Here is a 16,559-nt window from a genome sequence, read left to right on the forward strand (position 1 = left end):
TGTAAAAATGGCAGGTCATAGTAAATGGGCTAATATTAAGCATAAAAAAGCAAAAGAAGATGCTAAAAGAGGAAAAATCTTCACAAAGCTTATTAGAGAAATAACTGTTGCTGCAAGGTTAGGAGGTGGAGATAAGGATGCAAACCCACGCTTGAGAGCAGCCATAGCAACGGCTTTTGCTAATAACATGAGTAAAGATACTGTTGAGAGAGCTATCCTTAAAGGTGCAGGTGGTGATGATAGTGCTAATGTTGAAGAAGTGCGCTATGAAGGTTATGGACCGGGTGGAGTTGCTATAATAGTAGATTGTATGACTGATAATCGTAATCGTACTGTAGGAGAAGTTCGTCATGCCTTTACAAAAAGTGGTGGTAACTTAGGTACTGATGGTTCGGTTGCTTATATGTTTACTAAAAAAGGTATTATTTCATTTGCTCCAGGTGTTGATGAGGATGCTCTTATGGAAGTAGCTCTTGAAGCTGGCGCAGAAGATATTATTACTCATGAAGATGGTAGTATAGATGTCTTCACAACACCTCATGATTTTTCTGATGTGCAAGAGGCATTGATCGCAAAAGGATTTAACTCTGATAATGCTGAAGTAACTTTTGATGCAGAAACAAAAGCCGAGCTTGATATCGAAATTGCTGAGAAGGTTATGAATTTGATTGATAGATTAGAAGATCTTGATGATGTACAGAATGTATATTCTAATGTTAACTTTACTGAAGAGTTAATGGAGCAGTTAGGATAGTTTTTTCATATTTTTTATGTAATGACAAGTTGAGACTTGTTGTTACAAATGTTATTCGTAATATCTAAAAAGCTTCTATCTATTGGAAATTATCTGTAATAAAATTTTTATAAGTTTATTTAAGGTTAGAAAGTCTATAAATGGTAATCTTAGGAATAGATCCAGGTTCTAGAGTAACAGGCTTTGGGATCATAAAGATTCAAGATAATAAGGTATATTATGTAGCAAGTGGTTGTATCAGGATTACGGAAACGGGTACAGCTAGAAGACTTAAGCAAATAGCTGATGGTATTACAGAAGTTGTAAATACTTATGCTCCTACTGAATCAGCTATAGAACAGATCTTTATGTTCCAGAATCCCGGAGCAGCACTTAAGCTTGGACAAGCTCGAGGAGTAGCGATGTGTACACTTGCTATTAATAACCTTGAAGTATCAGAGTATTCAGCCAAACAAATCAAGCAAGCTGTAGTAGGAACCGGTGGTGCTGCTAAGTCTCAAGTTCAACATATGGTACAATCAATACTAGGTTTAAGCAAAAAACCACCTGAAGATGCTGCGGATGCTTTAGCTATAGCAATATGTCATTATCATAGTAGTAAGTCTTTAGCTAGAATTGCCGGAGCAAGTCGAGTATCTCAAAAAAGAATTAGATAAATCTAGTAAAACTGTTTGTCTAAAGCTAAATGCAAATCTATAATAGTTTTAACATAAAAATTACGCTTATCAAATTATGGGAACTAGATATTATCTTCAAGCTTGTACAGTTTGGCTTATTGGTGCAACATTTTTCTTTTATGAATTTTTCTTAAGAGTATTGCCAAATTCATTACATCAAGAGATTGTCGATAGCTTTCAGGCAACTGCTTTTAGCTTCTCATTATTTGGGGGCGCTTTTTATCTTTGTTATTCAGCGTTGCAAGTCCCAGTAGGCTTTATATTTGATAAATATGGTATAAAAAAATCACTATTTTTTGCAACTATTGCTTGTGCTTTGGGAGCTTTATTATTTTCTTTAACGTCAAGTATATATGTCGCGATTTTTGCTAGATGTTTGATGGGAATTGGGGCTGCATTTGGTTTCTTGGGATTACTAATAATCTCAACGCAGTGGTTCCCTGTAAGGTATATGGGCATTTTATCTGGATCAACACAGATATTAGGGACTCTTGGTCCAATCTTAGCTGGTGGACCATTATTGTTTTTTGTTAGCTATTTAGATAGCTGGAGATTAGTAATATTAATATCTGCTATTGTAGGAATCTTTTTAGCGGCTTTAATATTGATATTTGTTAAAGAGGGTGCTAAAGCTGCAGAGACTTTGAGTAAGCAAGAAGTAAATAGTGAAATTAAAGGTAACCTTTTAAATAAGAATCTAATTACGATATATTTTTATGCTTTCTTTATCTATTGTTCTATACCTACTTTAGGGGCTATATGGGGAGTGAGTTTGTTAGAGACTAAGGGCTTTACGGCAACACAAGCATCATACTCTGTAGCTTTTCTATGGTTAGGCTTAGGTATTGGTAGTCCATTTTTTGGATTCTTATATGATAAATTTAAAAATAAAGTTAATATGTTGTTTGTCGTGTCCCTATTGGGCTTTGTTTGTGTTTGTGCGTTATTGTTCATGGATTTGAGCCATACAATGAGTATGATAGTACTATTTTTGATAGGTTGTGCCGCTGCTGGTCAAACATTATCATTTACAGTAATTGCTAACTATAGAGCAGAAAAACCAAAGTCTATATTTTTTGGTATAAACAATACTGTTGTTATGCTTTCAGGTTTTGTTGTTCCTATTATTGTTGGAATTTTGGTTAATAGTTTCAACTTAGATATTTCTGTTGCACTTATGATTTTACCGATTGCATTCTTAGTTGCACTTATGGTTAGCTTGAAACTAACTACAATTCAAAAGTGCTAAGGTATAGATGATGATTAGTTTTATTAAAGGTACTTTGATTGAAAAAGATCCTACAGCTTTGCTTATAGATGTAAATGGCTTAGGATATGAAGTTTTTGTTCCAATGACTACGTTTTACTCATTGGGTGAAATTAATAGTCAAGTTAGTCTTTATACGCATTTTGTAGTTCGTGAAGATGCTCAACAGTTATATGGTTTTAAAACAAAGGTTGATAAAAAAGTCTTTCAAGAATTAATCAAAGTAAGTGGAATAGGTGCTAGGACAGCTATTGCAATATTATCAGGTATGGATTCTACAACACTTTTGCATTGTATCGAGAATAAAGATTATGGGTTATTAGCTACTGTACCAGGTATTGGGAAAAAAACAGCTGAGCGTTTGGTTGTTGAGATCTATGATAAATTATTAAAAATGGCAAATGAGATTTATAGCCAATCATCTAATACTTCAGCATCTATAAATGCTAATAGTGTTCAGCACGCTCAAACTCCGGCAGCTATTTCAAACTCAATTTTTAGTGAGTCAGTAGATGCACTTTTAGCTCTTGGCTATAAACAAAAAGATGCAGAGAAAATGATTCGTGGTACTATTGGAGAATCAACAACAGCTGCTGAAGCAATTCGCAAGGCTCTACAAGGGTCTATAAGATCAAAAAATAAATAATCTAAGGAATTTAAAATGATATTAGCTATAGCATTGATAGTGCTATTAGTCGTTTGTGGCATAGGGCTATTTTTTATACTTAATAACAAATCTATAGAAACAAAGCATATTCGGGCTCAATTTGAAGATTATAAAAACTCAGTACAGCAAGAATTATTATCTTTGCGTAGTAAAGAATTAACTTTTGATACACTTTTAGATCAAGAGAAGCAAAAGAATTTAGAGTTAAAACAAGATAATACTCTGCGTATAGATGAGCTTAAGCAGGAGCTTAAAGAAGAGAGAGAAAAATCTTATAGCTATATCGAAGAGATAAAAAACTATAGGTCTCAAGTATCAATGCTTGAAACTCAGCTTAAAGAACAAAATGCTGCTATGAAAGATAAGTTAGAGTTATTACAAAATAGTGAGGCTAAGTTAAAAACTGAATTTGAAAATCTAGCTAATAAAATCTTTGAGGATAATTCAAAAAAACTTAGTGAGCGCAATCAAGAAAGCTTAAATAGTGTTTTAAATCCTGTGCGCGAGCAGCTTAAAGATTTTAAGCAGAAAGTAGAAGATGTTTATGATAAAGAATCTACTGCTAGAGGGGCTCTACAAAATGAGTTAAAAACTCTTAAAGAGTTAAACCAAAAAATGACTGCTGAGGCTCATAATCTCACAAATGCTCTTAGAAGTAGTACCAAGCAGCAAGGTATCTGGGGTGAGATGGTGCTTGAAAATGTCCTTGAGAAATCTGGTCTAAGAGAAGGATTTGAGTACTTTCGTGAAAAGCATACTACAGATGATGAAGGCAAAGCATATCGTCCTGATGTGGTTGTTAAACTACCTGATAGTAGAGATATCATTATAGATGCTAAGACTTCGTTATTTGCGTACAATGATTATATGGCGGCAGATGAAGAACAAAAACAAACTCATTTAAAAGCTCATATAAAATCTATTCGCGATCATATAAAAGGTCTTGCAAATAAAAATTATGAAAATTTAAAAGGTATAAATTCATTAGATTTTATATTTATGTTTATCCCTATAGAAGGTGCATTATTATTAGCTCTTGATAATGATACTAACCTTTATGATGAAGCATTTAAGCAAAAGATTATCTTAGTTAGTCCTACAACTTTATTAGTAGCATTACGAGCAGTTGAAAATACTTGGCGTTATGAAAAACAAGCTCAGAGTATTACAGATATCTATAGCAGGGCGGAAGAGTTATATAAAAAATTTGTAGGTTTTGTAGAGGATCTAGAAAAAGTTGGCAAATCTATTGCTGATGCTAATAAGTCTTACGAAAATGCTTTTAGTAAGCTAAAAACAGGCCGTGGAAACTTAATTGGGCAAGTTGAGAAACTTAAAGTAATATCAAATATAAAACCTAAAAAAGAGCTTGAAAGTAATCTAGTTGAGAATGCTATGGGAGATAATGAGTAAAATATGAATCTTTGCAACAGAACATATTCTTTTATAAAGTCATTTTGGGAATATTTGGGTCAGTCACAAGACAAAAACTATCGTATTCTACATATTGTAGTTGGTCTGGCTGTTTTATTTCAGATTATAAATAGTAATTTTGTGCATACTAAATATGGACTGAACGCATGGGCATATACCCATATGCTTTGTGGGCTAGGGTTAGCAGTGTTGAGCGTGCTATTACTAATTATGTCATTAGATAAAAGAGGTTTGAGATACTATTTTCCATATCTGTATGGTGATTTTTCAGCACTAAGAGAAGATATGTTAGAGTTGAGAAAGTTTAAATTACCTAATGCTCGTAGTGGTAGTCTTGCTGCTATAGTCCAAGGTTTAGGTTTATTGGCTTTAACTCTAGCATGGGTTACAGGATTTTTTTGGTTCACTGCTTGGAACTATCAGTCAGCATATATAGATAGTGTAAAAGCCGTTCATAAAACACTTGTTGATCCTGTTGAGATATATATTTATGCTCATGCTCTAATGGGAATTTTGCACTACATTTTGCAAAGATATTTTCCAAGTAGGATAAGTGACGTTAAATAATTATTAAGAAATTTTTTTCGATAAAGGCTTCAGAAAATCATCAATAGTACAATGATTTTCAATAGGATGACGAAGATTTTTGTCTTTGTTAATACTGTAATGGTTATTTCTACCTACTTTTTTTACTGTTAAATAGGCTGTCTCGGTCAGGTCACTGAGTATATTTAGGACCGCTCTTTCAGTGATCCCAACCTTGATAGCCATATCTCTAATAGTTATGTTTGGGTTACTATTAATGAGACATAACACGTGTGAATGGTTGGTTAGAAAAGTCCAACTTTGTAGTTTTTTAGTAGCCATTATCTATATTTTGTATTATTTATTAGTTAATTATACTGGAGAATATGGCAAAGATGAATGATGAAGCACGATTTGCATTTCACCATTATCATTTGGTTTAAATCCCATAGTATAGTTAGCTATTACTTTTGTACCGTCAGTTTGAGTTAGGTGTTTATTACCCATAACAATACCGATATTGCCTTCAACGATATAACCAGTATTTTCAAACTCTAAGTCAGCCCATGGGCCAATAGCAAAACCATTATCTTCAGGGTATTTATCATTGCCAGCCACAAAGTAAGATACTGCACCATCTAAGTCACCTCTAAACATTTGCTTAGAAGCAAGAGTAGGCTTGAAAAGAACTTCACTATTATCATAGGCATACATGTTTTTGATAAAATTGTGAGCTAGATTCTTATAGTCTCCTCCCTCTCTATAAGTTCTAGAAATCTTCAGAAGCCCATCCTTCCACTTAGCTAGTGCATTATCTATATCCTGTTTAGTCATATTTTTCTCCTCCCTTTAATATGAAATTTAATATATGTATTTTATTTCGTGTATTTTATTTCATGGTAATGAGTTTGTAAAGTAGTTTTTTCAAAAAAATATTATTTAGAAAGCTTAGAGTTGTAATACAAGAATATAGAGCCAGATAGCTAGTTATTTTAAATAACTAATTTAGAAAAAATTAATTATTGTTGTGTAATTTATTGGGTTTATAAAGTATCATTATCATAAGATATCATAGAATTTTTGAGTATGCATAGCGAGCCTCTTTTCCCTCTTTTTGTCGTAGTGATGCTAGGTGTATTAATTGTCACTATTGTTCTCAAAAAACTAAAACAGCCATATGTGGTTGCTTATCTTTTAACTGGTATTTTGTTAGGCCCTTATGGACTAAAACTAATTCAAGACCAGGAGAATTTAGCTAGGTTAGGAGAAATTGGTGTAATACTGTTATTATTCTTTGCAGGCATGGAAGTATCACCTAGAAAGTTTGCTGAAAACTGGAAGGTTCCTACTATAGGTACAATGCTACAGATGCTAGTAACTAGCTTTATTGTATCTATTATTGGCTATGTTCTGGATTGGAGTCTAGCTAAGATATTGCTATTTGGTGCTGTGATTAGTCTAAGTAGTACAGCGGTTGTACTTAAATTATTGAATGATAATGGTAGTATGAAGACACGTTTAGGTCAAAATGTACTTGGTGTACTTTTAATTCAAGATTTAGCAGTAGTACCAATGCTTATTATTATAAGAATTATTGGTGGTGAAGAGCCATCCGTTAGTCAAATATTGATACAAGTTGTAGGAGGTATTTTAGTTATATCAATTGCTGCAATTATGGCCGTAAAGAAAAATATAAAAATACCATTTATATCTGTATTAGGCAAAGATGAAGAAATGAGAGTTTTTGCCGCTTTAGTTATCTGTTTTGGTATGGCTGGGCTTACTGAATCTTTAGAGCTATCTTCAGCATTAGGAGCCTTTATTGGAGGGATGATTGTATCTACTGTCGAAGAAACAGAATGGGTTGGCCATAGTCTTTCTACTGTCAAAACAATTTTTATGGCGCTCTTTTTTATTTCTATAGGTATGTTGATTGATCTTAATCTATTTTGGAATCATATATCTTTATTCATCTCACTATTACTACTGACCTATGTATTAAATACAACAATAAATGCACTTATTTTTAAGGCATTACGTCAAAGAACTGATGAAGCATTGATAGGTGGCGCAATGTTATCTCAAATTGGAGAATTCAGTTTTGTATTGATTTCTATGGGATATGTTTCAGGAATTCTATCAGATACTATGTACCAATATTGTATAACATTGATATCATTGTCATTATTGTTTAGTCCATTATGGATTAGTACTATTAATTTATATATCAAAAAGTTTATTAGGAAGAAGGCTTAGCTTTAACTTCTTTGATTAGCTCATGAATATATTGCTGTTCTATTTCTTTTTTATCATCTATATAACAATAAAAATAAGCCTGTAAATTTACGATATTTTCTTTGTCTGATACAGTTTTTATCTCAACATTTGGGGCAAAATTATATATTCCACATTGCTTGAGTTTATTCTTAGTAATAATACTACTTTTTGAGAAGTCTTCATCGAATGAGTATTTATTTGCAATTATTTTTTTAATTTTAGAGTCTAAATTATCTCTTATTTTTAGCACATTTTGTTCTGTATTTATCAGAAAAGGAACTTTATGCAACATAATATTTTCATCACTAGTAAATGTTGAGATAATACTTGTAATAACTATAGAGTTTGGAAATTTTAGAAGCTTCCCAGTTGTTTTTTTATCGCCATGTTCAGTTGTTTCATACATTCTAAAATAAAATAACTTTACTTCTGTAATATAACCATGTTGTCCTTGAATCTGGATATAGTCCCCTTCAGAAAATAAGCTTCTCCAATTGATGATGATCCAGCCAACAAGATTCATTACAGTTTCTTTATTTACGATTATTAAACCGGCAGCTACTAAGCTCAACATTGTAAATAAGTTAGTAATTCCACCAAGCCATATTTTTATTATTATTAAAAAGAAAATTATTATGCTGATATATATTATTCGAGATTTTAACTTATTAACCTGTTTTATAGTTGTTTTTCTTTTTTTCAGTATGTGAAATGACAAGATGGCTATAATAACAATAATTACTGAGATAACAAGAGTAGAAACGCTATTAAATATTAGTTCGTTATATGTTGTCATAGAGATATCCCAAAGATATTAAATTTATAAATAAAGTATATGGCTTATTTTAAAAATTTTGAATTTAAAATAAACCTAAATTCCATAATTATTTTGGCTGCGAAATATATAGAAATAGACCACATTTGAATATTTATAGTATTACTATTTATAAAATCAAACTAATTAGACCTAAACTTAATGATATTTGATCGTAAAAAAAGGTTTTTTTTCTATATCCTATAAATATGGTTAGCTAATAATATGTATTGACTGATGAGGACTCAGAAATATAGTCTATTAATAGGGTGGGGTATTTGGATCGTTGCTGCGATCTTCTATGGTTTAGACTATTTTCAACATACTGCACCAAGTGTTTTGATCAAACCAATATCTACTGGTATGGAAGTAGGAATAGAAGATATAGCTTATGTAATGAGTATATATTTTCCTATTTATGCAATATCCCAGGTTCCAGCGGGTATCATGTTAGATAGATTTGGCTCAAGGATAATGCTATCAGTATCGTGTCTAGTTATGAGTTTGGGGATTTTACTATTTGTATATGATCCAAGTTTAGATACTATGCTAATAGGGAGAGTTTTAATTGCCATAGGTTCAGCGGTAGCTTTTATAGGAACTCTAAAAGTAGCTGCTGATGTTTTACCCGAGAGAGTATTTCCTATCGCTGTAGGGCTAACTAATACTATAGGAGTACTTGGAGGAATATTTGGTCAAGTATTATTAAATCATTTAGTGATCCTTCATGGTTGGCAGTCAGCTTTAGCCTTAATAGGCTATTTTGGTATTTTTTGGAGCATAATAATTATTGTATTCTTAAAATCATCAATAGATATTAATAATCCTATTAGTAATTTTAAGTATTTGAGCTTTCGTCAAAGCTTAAAATTGCTTCTAAATAAGAAGCTGTGGTTATTAGCAATTTATGCAGGATTAATGGTTGGTATTGTTGTTAATTCATTTTCAGAGCTTTATGATGTTTTATTTTTAGAGCAAGCTTATAATCTATCACAGCACACAGCAGCACAAATAAGTGTAATGATGTTCGTAGGTATAGCAGTTGGTGGACCATCGCATGGTTTTATTGCTAGTCTATTTGGTGAAAAGAGAATATGGATGCTAATCTGTAATTTAATTACTTTATTAGCATTTTCATCTGTAATTATATTTGCAAGTTCTATTACAGTTAGTTACTTATATATTATATTTTTTATAATAGGATTTTCGGTTTCGAGTATGCTTCTGGCATTTTCAGTAGTAGAAGAGATATTTCCGGCACAAATTAAAGCTACTGCATTGGCTATTGTTAATATGGTTATAGGACTATGTGGTGCGATATTTCAATATTTAATCAGTTATATTAGTGTATATCTAAATGGAGGCCCATTAACTGGTCGAATAGATATGAATGTTTTTGATAGAGCTTTTTTATATCTAATAGTACCTTTATTTATAAGCACTTTAATAATATTCTCATTAGTTATAGAAAAATATAGAATGCGGGAGATTAGTTTAGATAAGTTAAGTAAGTTCTAAAAAATACTTTATTTCACATCTACAAAAATCACTTCTTTTTTGGATCTACAGAATGTTTCTTTGATAAAAAATATACTTATTAATACACCTAAGGCAGTAAATACCAACAATAAACTTAAACTAGTTTGATAGCTTGTTATAGATGGATTTTTGCCTTGATTAGAAAATAAATCAAAAACCTCACTAATAATCGGTGAACCAACTCCGACTGATAGCATAATAAGAAAGTTATTAACCCCTAGTGCTGCTGCTCTACATCCAGAACTAGATTGCTCAGCGATAATGGCAAATCCAATACTTTGTCCACTAGCTCCTAAGCCTAAGCAGATAAATGATAAATATAATATTGCTTGATTTATTGGAAAGAAAATAATTGTAGCTAACGAAACAAAAGTTAAGCAGATAGCAAAAATCATAACGGGCTTTCTTCTTTTTATACGATCAGATATTGCACCCAGAGTAGGACAGCCAATGCCATAACCTAGCCATGCTAAGGTAATCAAATAAGAACTAAATTTAGCATCAAAGCCATTTAAGGATAAAAAGCTTTTAGTAGCATTTTCAGAAAGGTATTCTATTGCTAAGTAAGTAGTAGCTGAGAAAACTGCAATTAACCAAATTTGTTTGTTGGAAAATATACTTTGAATCTCTTTCATTACTGATGTTGGGGTATTTAGAATAATAAATCTATTTTTGCCTGATTCACCAGATTGATCATTGTTTTTTACTATAACTATAGTTATTCCAGCTAGAACAACACCTATTATTGCTAATATAATAAATACATAGCGCCAGTCTATACCACCAGCTTGCGACAAAGACTCTAGAGGACCTGCCGCAAGCATTGGCCCGAGAACACCAATAAACTGTGAAAGACCGATAAATAAACCAATATGTTTGTGTGGTAGCCAGTCATATACAGCAATTAATAAACATAAAAAGCCAAAAGAGGCACCGAAACCTATCATAACTCTATATACTAGAGCTGCACCAAAGCTATTTGATACACCAAATAACCCAACTCCTAAGGCACATACTAATATTGCTAAAGTTAGGGCTTTTTTTAGTCCAAGTTTATCAGTAATAATACCTACAGGAATTTGCATGATTCCATATGTAAGCTGATAAGCGGTAGAGCTAAGAATACTAAAAGTTAGTATGCTTAAATCAAGGTCAGATATTATCTGATGCTCGAATGTACCTAAAATAGTTCTTAATAAAAACTCGTACATAAAAAATACAGCACAAGTCAGCCATATAGTGATTGCCAAAAAAGATAATCGATTATTCATCACTAAAATTTTCTTTTGTTATTTCTTCCCAATTTTCTATTTTTGCTTCTGCTTTTTCATCATCTTGAAAAGATGATACTTTGAATACTAAGTCACCTTCTTTAATCATAGGGTAGTTGTTAATGCCTAAGATGATTCCATCAATCGGAGATCTTAGATTAACACTATCATCGTTGCCGAATGGATCTATTAGTTTACCTATTTTTTCACCTTCTTTGACCCTTGTACCAAGCTCAATTTCTGTTCTTAAGATTCCTGGTTTATCTGATATTGTCCATTCAGTGTCTTCTGAGACAAGAGGTTTAACCTGTTGAACAAAATCTTGATCTTTTAATATATCAATTTTGCGCATTACATTTTGAATACCTGCTACACCAACATTTATAGCCTCTTCATCAAATTTATTAGCTTCACCTGCTTCATAGCAGATGAATGGTATATCTAAATCTTGGTGAATCTTACGTATACTTGAACGACTCATATTTACAGCAGTAATAACAGGAGCTTGAAAGGCTCTAGCCATTTTGATAGATTCTTCATCTTCAGCATTGAAATACACTTGAGGTAGTATTTCATGATTTAATGCGCCTGTTTTAATTTGTACGGAATAATCAGTTTTTTTGATTATCTCTTGAGTTATTCTATATGCATAGCGATGCATGTATGAACCAGATTCATCACCAGGGAAAGCCTGTTCGAGCGTTTGACTATGTTTTATGGCATGTACTAGACCAAAAACATTTAATACAGGAATAGCAATTATTGTTCCATGTAAATCTTTTGGGTTTGTTTTTTCTAGTATAGAGTTGATGATTTCAATACCATTAAACTCATCACCACTAACCATGCCAAAAATTAGAATACATGGACCTTCTTTTACACCGTTGAGAATTTTAATAGGTAAATACATTGGTGCACATGAGTATTGGCTTGGTAATGGCATTGCTAAAGTTGCCATTTCTCCAGCTTGAAAGGTATTATCAAAAATTTTGAATTTCATAAAATTAATATAGATTTAGGAACTATTTGATTTTAAAAGGTACAGGTAGTATAACAAAGACAAAATCTTAATTCAAAAGACAGGGTAATATACAGCAAATACTAAAATAATAGATAAAAACTTGTTTTTAGGCTTTTAAAGTTTCTAAAAAACATTAAAATTGATGAGCGTAAGGTGTGTGAATTTTAAAAGGTTGTATAGGTATGTCTGAAGATTTGATGATTTTTAGTGGTAATGCTTCTAAAAAGCTTGCTTGTGAAGTAGCAAAGGAATTAGGAGCAACTCTTGGTAATGCTACTGTTGGTAGGTTTAAAGATGGTGAGATACATGTTGTATTGAATGAAAATGTTCGTGGTAAGGATGTTTTTGTCATTCAGTCTACATGTCCACCATCTGATAACTTGATGGAGTTGATACTTCTAATTGATGCTTTAAAAAGATCATCAGCTGAAAGAGTAACTGCAGTTTTACCATATTTTGGATATGCTAGACAAGATAGACGATCAAAATCAGCAAGGGTTCCAATATCTGCAAAAGTTGTTGCAAATCTCCTTCAGGCGGTTGGTTTAGATAGAATTTTATCAGTAGATATTCATGCTGAACAGATTCAGGGTTTCTTTGACATTCCATTTGATAATGCATTTGCAACAAAGATATTTTTAGAGCATGTGCGTAAAAATCCTGAAAAATATGAGAATATAAAAATTGTTTCTCCGGATATGGGTGGAGTAGTGAGAGCTAGATCTGTAGCCAAGAATTTGGGTGTTGAGATTGCCGTTGTAGACAAAAGAAGACCTAGACCAAATGTAGCAGAAGTTATGAATATAATCGGTGATGTTGAAGGTAAGCATTGTATATTAGTTGATGATATCATGGATACTGGTGGGACAATGTGTCAAGCAGCAAAAGCTCTAGTTGAAAAGGGTGGAGCTGCTAAAGTTTCTGCGTTTTGTGTACATCCTCTATTATCTGGTGATGCTATCAAAAATATCGAAAATTCAGCTATTGAAGAGCTTATAGTTACAGACTCTATTCCTCTAAAACCACATGCTGAAGCTTGTAATAAAATTAAAGTTATTACCTTAGCTCCTTTACTTGCACAAATTGTAGAGAAGACTAATGGCGAAGAATCTGTGAGTGATATCTTTAGAATAGATGGTTTAGTTGATTAATACCTTGAATTTATAGTTATAGCTGACTATAATAGCACGGTTAATCTAGGGTCGCATAGATTAATAAATTCAGTTTAAACAAAAACAAAGGAAATTTAACAATGGCAAATTTTAGTTTGAAAGCAGTTAAAAGAGAAGATTTAGGATCTGGTGCGAGCCGCCGTCTAAGAAGAGCTGGTAAAATCCCAGCTGTTATATATGGTGGTGACAAGGAAGCAGTATCTATAGTATTAGATCACGATAAAGTTTTACACTCTACAGAAGATAAAGCATTCTTCTCAAGTGAAATCACTTTAGAGATTGATGGTCAAGAAGAAAAAGTAATCATCAAAGCACTACAAAGACATCCATATAAAGTTAAGCTTGTTCACGCTGACTTCATGAGAGTATAATACCCTCAAACAAAACATTTCTGATTATATTTTTTATTATCAAAGTTCTTATGTTAAAATAAGACTTCGCATTATCTTCATTATTATTTATTGAATGAGTACTTATACTGTAGTTATTATTTTATTTATTCTTATTTGCATTTCAGCTTTTTTTTCAAGCTCAGAAACAGCTATGATGGCTTTGAATAAATATAAACTTAAACATTTAGCAAAAAAAAATCATCGAGCAGCAAAAAGAAGTTTATCTTTAGTTCGTAATCCCGAGAGACTATTGGTTGCGATACTTATAGGTAATACGTTTGCAAATATATTTGCAGGTACAGTCATTTCATCATATTCAGAAGATCATTTTGGTGATATTGGTTTATTGATAGCAACAATAGTTGTCACAATTTTAGTTTTAGTATTTGGAGAGATAATTCCAAAATCATTTGCAGCAGTCTATCCACAAAGATTAGCTTTTCCATTTTCATTACCTCTAAAAGTAATAATGATATTACTATATCCGGCAGTAGTTTTTCTTAGTATGATTTCAAAAATAACTTTAAAACTTTTTGGTATAAAGATTGAGCCTGTAAATAATGAGTCTTTGGATAAGGAAGAAATACAGACTGTTGTAAATGAATCAAATGCAAAACTTGGTGCTAAAAATAAAAATATGTTAATAGGTGTATTAGAACTTGATAAAGTTTTAGTCCAAGAAGTTATGACCCATTTTAATAAAATAGAATATATAGACCTGAGCAATTCAGTAGATAAAATTTTAGCTAGAATAGCAAAAATGAGATCTTTGAATATTATTTTATGTGAGAATGGTGTTAATAATGTTATTGGAGTTATAAAACTTAAGGAGATAGCTAATTTACTTATATCAACTAAGAGATCACAAATAACAAAAGCAAGTTTACGTAAAATTGCCCATGAAGCGTATTTCATTCCAGAAACAGTTTCTTTACAGACTCAGTTGGTTAATTTTCAATATAGAAGTAAACGATTTGCTATTGTGGTTGACGAATATGGTGATGTCTGTGGTACGGTTACAATAGAAGATATTATGGAAGAAATTGTTGGAGAGTTTTCTGATAGATTTGATATGAATAATAATATTCGCAAACTTGATGAAAATAGTTATCTAATAGGTGGTAGTGCTACATTAAGAGAAATAAATCGTCATATAGGGATAGAGTTTGAAAGTGAAGATGCTAAAACTTTGTCCGGCCTTATAATAGAAGAAATTGAGAACTTACCGCAAGGACCTTGTTGTATAAAATATAATAATATCTTACTTGAAATAACGAATATTAGAGATAACAAAATAGTTTCTATAAAATTAACTACGAGTATAGAAATATAAAATAGATTTTTGTTATTAAACGTTCATTCTATTCCAGTTTATATTCTGCATAAAAGGACTTGGCTGAGTAAAGCCAGTTTCTTCATAGTACTGACCTTGATATGTATATGGACTAGTTTCCATCTGTTCAACACTTTGCTGAAAGTAACCATGAATCAGATCATCTTTGTCATAGTCTGGATTATAGTATGTTCCGCTAGGTTCATAATTTGGATAGGTAAAAGATGTATTACAACCAACTATACCAATGACTGATAACCAAATTAGACAGTTATGAATTATATTCTTGGACATCTTAGATTTAGCTATACATTAAATCTGAAGTTTACAACATCACCATCTTTCATGATATATTCTTTTCCTTCAAGACGAGCTTTACCGGCTTCTTTTGCACCTTTTTCGCCATTATACTGAATATAATCATCATACGAGATGACTTCAGCTCGGATAAATCCTCTCTCAAAGTCAGTGTGAATTACACCAGCGGCTTGGGGCGCTGTAGCACCTACAGGGATTGTCCAAGCTCGGACTTCTTTAACACCTGCAGTTAGGTATGTATGAAGATTCAAAAGAGCGTAACCAGCTTTGATAACTCTATCAAGACCAGTCTCAGTAAGTCCCATATCAGCTAAAAATTCTAGCTTCTCATCTGGCTCAAGCTGAGAGATTTCTTGCTCCATAGCAGCACAAACAGGAACAACATTTGAATTTTCAGCTTTAGCATACTCTGTAACCTTATCTAATAATGGATTATTTTCAAAACCATCTTCAGTAACATTAGCAATATACAATACAGGTTTGCTAGTTAGTAGAGGAGTTTGCTTAAGCCACTTAGCTTCATCATCTGTTAGCTGAAATGTTCTAGCTGGTTTTTCTGATTCTAAATGCTCTTTTAGTTTGGTATAAAAATCTGCTTTAGCTAAAGCTTCTTTATCACCAGATTTTTTCATTTTAGCGAATCTTTGAACTGCCTTATCACAAGACTCAATGTCAGCTAATATTAGTTCCATATTGATAGTGTTAATATCATCAATAGGATCAACCTTTCCACTTACATGAATAATATTATCATCCTCAAAACATCTGACGACATGTGCAATAGCATCTGTTTCACGAATATTTGCTAGGAATTTGTTTCCAAGACCTTCACCTTTGCTTGCACCTGCAACAAGACCAGCAATGTCAACAAACTCCATAGTTGTAGGAAGTATTCTTTCTGGCTTAACAATTTTTGCTAACTCATTAAGTCTTTGATCTGGAACAGAAACGATCCCTACATTTGGATCAATCGTACAAAAAGGGTAGTTAGCTGCTTCAATACCAGCTTCTGTAAGAGCATTAAATAGAGTTGATTTACCAACATTTGGTAAACCTACAATACCACATTTAAATCCCATTATTTTATTCCTTATAATA

18 protein-coding genes are annotated in these 16,559 nt (G+C 32.2%); 11 read left to right on the forward strand and 7 right to left on the reverse strand.

What is annotated here, in order from left to right; translation table 11 throughout:
• Positions 1-7: 7 nt before the first annotated feature.
• From IMS64_RS03570 to IMS64_RS03595, 6 genes are all read left to right on the forward strand, one after another.
• The gene (locus tag IMS64_RS03570) at positions 8-754 is read left to right on the forward strand and encodes a YebC/PmpR family DNA-binding transcriptional regulator (RefSeq protein ID WP_035735471.1); all 747 of its coding nucleotides are present in this window, start codon (positions 8-10) and stop codon (positions 752-754) included.
• Positions 755-894: 140 nt separating this feature from the next.
• Positions 895-1,410, forward strand: coding sequence for a crossover junction endodeoxyribonuclease RuvC (ruvC, locus tag IMS64_RS03575; protein ID WP_211490929.1), 516 nt, complete (start codon positions 895-897; stop codon positions 1,408-1,410).
• A 76-nt stretch (positions 1,411-1,486) separates the two neighbouring features.
• Positions 1,487-2,680 carry an MFS transporter gene (locus tag IMS64_RS03580; protein ID WP_012280880.1) on the forward strand — a complete coding sequence of 398 codons (1,194 nt, stop codon included), beginning with the start codon at positions 1,487-1,489 and terminating at the stop codon, positions 2,678-2,680.
• A 10-nt stretch (positions 2,681-2,690) separates the two neighbouring features.
• Entirely contained in the window at positions 2,691-3,344 is a 654-nt protein-coding gene (gene ruvA, locus IMS64_RS03585; RefSeq protein WP_041268113.1) for a Holliday junction branch migration protein RuvA, read from the forward strand.
• Between the two features lie 15 nt (positions 3,345-3,359).
• Positions 3,360-4,778 carry a DNA recombination protein RmuC gene (locus IMS64_RS03590; protein WP_200155985.1) on the forward strand — a complete coding sequence of 473 codons (1,419 nt, stop codon included), beginning with the start codon at positions 3,360-3,362 and terminating at the stop codon, positions 4,776-4,778.
• A gap of 3 nt (positions 4,779-4,781) precedes the next feature.
• Complete coding sequence (locus IMS64_RS03595) at positions 4,782-5,366, forward strand: cytochrome b/b6 domain-containing protein (protein WP_200165872.1); 585 nt, start codon at positions 4,782-4,784, stop codon at positions 5,364-5,366.
• 3 nt (positions 5,367-5,369) lie between these two features.
• Here IMS64_RS03595 and IMS64_RS03600 read toward each other — a convergent pair whose 3' ends face one another.
• Together IMS64_RS03600 and IMS64_RS03605 are read right to left on the reverse strand one after the other, a co-directional pair.
• On the reverse strand, positions 5,370-5,666 hold the full coding sequence (locus IMS64_RS03600; RefSeq protein WP_004287585.1) for a helix-turn-helix transcriptional regulator: 297 nt from the start codon (positions 5,664-5,666) through the stop codon (positions 5,370-5,372).
• Positions 5,667-5,696: 30 nt separating this feature from the next.
• Entirely contained in the window at positions 5,697-6,158 is a 462-nt protein-coding gene (locus IMS64_RS03605) for a hypothetical protein (RefSeq protein ID WP_012280884.1), read from the reverse strand.
• A 252-nt stretch (positions 6,159-6,410) separates the two neighbouring features.
• Between IMS64_RS03605 and IMS64_RS03610 the strand changes: the two genes are divergently transcribed.
• Positions 6,411-7,580 carry a cation:proton antiporter gene (locus IMS64_RS03610; RefSeq protein WP_042523468.1) on the forward strand — a complete coding sequence of 390 codons (1,170 nt, stop codon included), beginning with the start codon at positions 6,411-6,413 and terminating at the stop codon, positions 7,578-7,580.
• Here the strand turns inward: IMS64_RS03610 and IMS64_RS03615 are convergent.
• A complete protein-coding gene (locus IMS64_RS03615) occupies positions 7,564-8,397 on the reverse strand; it encodes a mechanosensitive ion channel domain-containing protein (RefSeq protein ID WP_042518655.1) in 834 nt (277 codons plus the stop codon). The two genes, IMS64_RS03610 and IMS64_RS03615, sit on opposite strands and share 17 nt — an antisense overlap.
• A gap of 255 nt (positions 8,398-8,652) precedes the next feature.
• Here IMS64_RS03615 and IMS64_RS03620 point away from each other — a divergent pair, with 255 nt between their 5' ends.
• Complete coding sequence (locus tag IMS64_RS03620) at positions 8,653-9,933, forward strand: MFS transporter (protein ID WP_211490930.1); 1,281 nt, start codon at positions 8,653-8,655, stop codon at positions 9,931-9,933.
• A gap of 8 nt (positions 9,934-9,941) precedes the next feature.
• Here IMS64_RS03620 and IMS64_RS03625 read toward each other — a convergent pair whose 3' ends face one another.
• Together IMS64_RS03625 and IMS64_RS03630 are read right to left on the reverse strand one after the other, a co-directional pair.
• Positions 9,942-11,225 (reverse strand): MFS transporter, encoded by a 1,284-nt coding sequence (locus IMS64_RS03625; RefSeq protein WP_004287590.1) that lies wholly within the window; start codon positions 11,223-11,225, stop codon positions 9,942-9,944.
• Positions 11,218-12,225, reverse strand: coding sequence for a succinylglutamate desuccinylase/aspartoacylase family protein (locus IMS64_RS03630; RefSeq protein WP_211490931.1), 1,008 nt, complete (start codon positions 12,223-12,225; stop codon positions 11,218-11,220). The genes IMS64_RS03625 and IMS64_RS03630 overlap by 8 nt, the downstream gene beginning before the upstream one ends.
• Positions 12,226-12,428: 203 nt before the next feature.
• On the opposite strand from IMS64_RS03630, the gene IMS64_RS03635 reads away from it, so the two are divergent.
• The 3 genes from IMS64_RS03635 (at position 12,429) to IMS64_RS03645 (ending at position 15,143) form a co-directional block, all read left to right on the forward strand.
• Positions 12,429-13,397 (forward strand): ribose-phosphate pyrophosphokinase, encoded by a 969-nt coding sequence (locus IMS64_RS03635; RefSeq protein WP_004287592.1) that lies wholly within the window; start codon positions 12,429-12,431, stop codon positions 13,395-13,397.
• Positions 13,398-13,498: 101 nt separating this feature from the next.
• Positions 13,499-13,789 (forward strand): 50S ribosomal protein L25, encoded by a 291-nt coding sequence (rplY, locus tag IMS64_RS03640; RefSeq protein ID WP_004287593.1) that lies wholly within the window; start codon positions 13,499-13,501, stop codon positions 13,787-13,789.
• Between the two features lie 94 nt (positions 13,790-13,883).
• The gene (locus IMS64_RS03645; protein ID WP_211490932.1) at positions 13,884-15,143 is read left to right on the forward strand and encodes an HlyC/CorC family transporter; all 1,260 of its coding nucleotides are present in this window, start codon (positions 13,884-13,886) and stop codon (positions 15,141-15,143) included.
• A 15-nt stretch (positions 15,144-15,158) separates the two neighbouring features.
• Here the strand turns inward: IMS64_RS03645 and IMS64_RS03650 are convergent, their stop codons facing one another.
• Positions 15,159-15,437 (reverse strand): hypothetical protein, encoded by a 279-nt coding sequence (locus IMS64_RS03650; RefSeq protein WP_042518646.1) that lies wholly within the window; start codon positions 15,435-15,437, stop codon positions 15,159-15,161.
• A gap of 11 nt (positions 15,438-15,448) precedes the next feature.
• On the reverse strand, positions 15,449-16,540 hold the full coding sequence (gene ychF, locus IMS64_RS03655; RefSeq protein ID WP_211490933.1) for a redox-regulated ATPase YchF: 1,092 nt from the start codon (positions 16,538-16,540) through the stop codon (positions 15,449-15,451).
• Positions 16,541-16,559: the final 19 nt, after the last annotated feature.

The organism is Francisella philomiragia, assembly GCF_018135955.1.
Classification (GTDB): Bacteria; Pseudomonadota; Gammaproteobacteria; order Francisellales; family Francisellaceae; genus Francisella; species Francisella philomiragia.

Bases quoted from the DNA above. Each gene is read 5' to 3' on its own strand.
- IMS64_RS03620 (WP_211490930.1), top strand. From the start codon at position 8,653: ATGAGGACTCAGAAATATAGTCTATTAATAGGGTGGGGTATTTGGATC.
- IMS64_RS03600 (WP_004287585.1), bottom strand. From the start codon at position 5,666: ATGGCTACTAAAAAACTACAAAGTTGGACTTTTCTAACCAACCATTCA.
- IMS64_RS03645 (WP_211490932.1), top strand. From the start codon at position 13,884: ATGAGTACTTATACTGTAGTTATTATTTTATTTATTCTTATTTGCATT.
- IMS64_RS03630 (WP_211490931.1), bottom strand. From the start codon at position 12,225: ATGAAATTCAAAATTTTTGATAATACCTTTCAAGCTGGAGAAATGGCA.
- ruvA (WP_041268113.1), top strand. From the start codon at position 2,691: ATGATTAGTTTTATTAAAGGTACTTTGATTGAAAAAGATCCTACAGCT.
- rplY (WP_004287593.1), top strand. From the start codon at position 13,499: ATGGCAAATTTTAGTTTGAAAGCAGTTAAAAGAGAAGATTTAGGATCT.
- IMS64_RS03605 (WP_012280884.1), bottom strand. From the start codon at position 6,158: ATGACTAAACAGGATATAGATAATGCACTAGCTAAGTGGAAGGATGGG.
- IMS64_RS03570 (WP_035735471.1), top strand. From the start codon at position 8: ATGGCAGGTCATAGTAAATGGGCTAATATTAAGCATAAAAAAGCAAAA.
- IMS64_RS03625 (WP_004287590.1), bottom strand. From the start codon at position 11,225: ATGAATAATCGATTATCTTTTTTGGCAATCACTATATGGCTGACTTGT.
- IMS64_RS03610 (WP_042523468.1), top strand. From the start codon at position 6,411: ATGCATAGCGAGCCTCTTTTCCCTCTTTTTGTCGTAGTGATGCTAGGT.
- ruvC (WP_211490929.1), top strand. From the start codon at position 895: ATGGTAATCTTAGGAATAGATCCAGGTTCTAGAGTAACAGGCTTTGGG.
- IMS64_RS03580 (WP_012280880.1), top strand. From the start codon at position 1,487: ATGGGAACTAGATATTATCTTCAAGCTTGTACAGTTTGGCTTATTGGT.
- IMS64_RS03590 (WP_200155985.1), top strand. From the start codon at position 3,360: ATGATATTAGCTATAGCATTGATAGTGCTATTAGTCGTTTGTGGCATA.
- ychF (WP_211490933.1), bottom strand. From the start codon at position 16,540: ATGGGATTTAAATGTGGTATTGTAGGTTTACCAAATGTTGGTAAATCA.
- IMS64_RS03650 (WP_042518646.1), bottom strand. From the start codon at position 15,437: ATGTCCAAGAATATAATTCATAACTGTCTAATTTGGTTATCAGTCATT.
- IMS64_RS03595 (WP_200165872.1), top strand. From the start codon at position 4,782: ATGAATCTTTGCAACAGAACATATTCTTTTATAAAGTCATTTTGGGAA.
- IMS64_RS03635 (WP_004287592.1), top strand. From the start codon at position 12,429: ATGTCTGAAGATTTGATGATTTTTAGTGGTAATGCTTCTAAAAAGCTT.
- IMS64_RS03615 (WP_042518655.1), bottom strand. From the start codon at position 8,397: ATGACAACATATAACGAACTAATATTTAATAGCGTTTCTACTCTTGTT.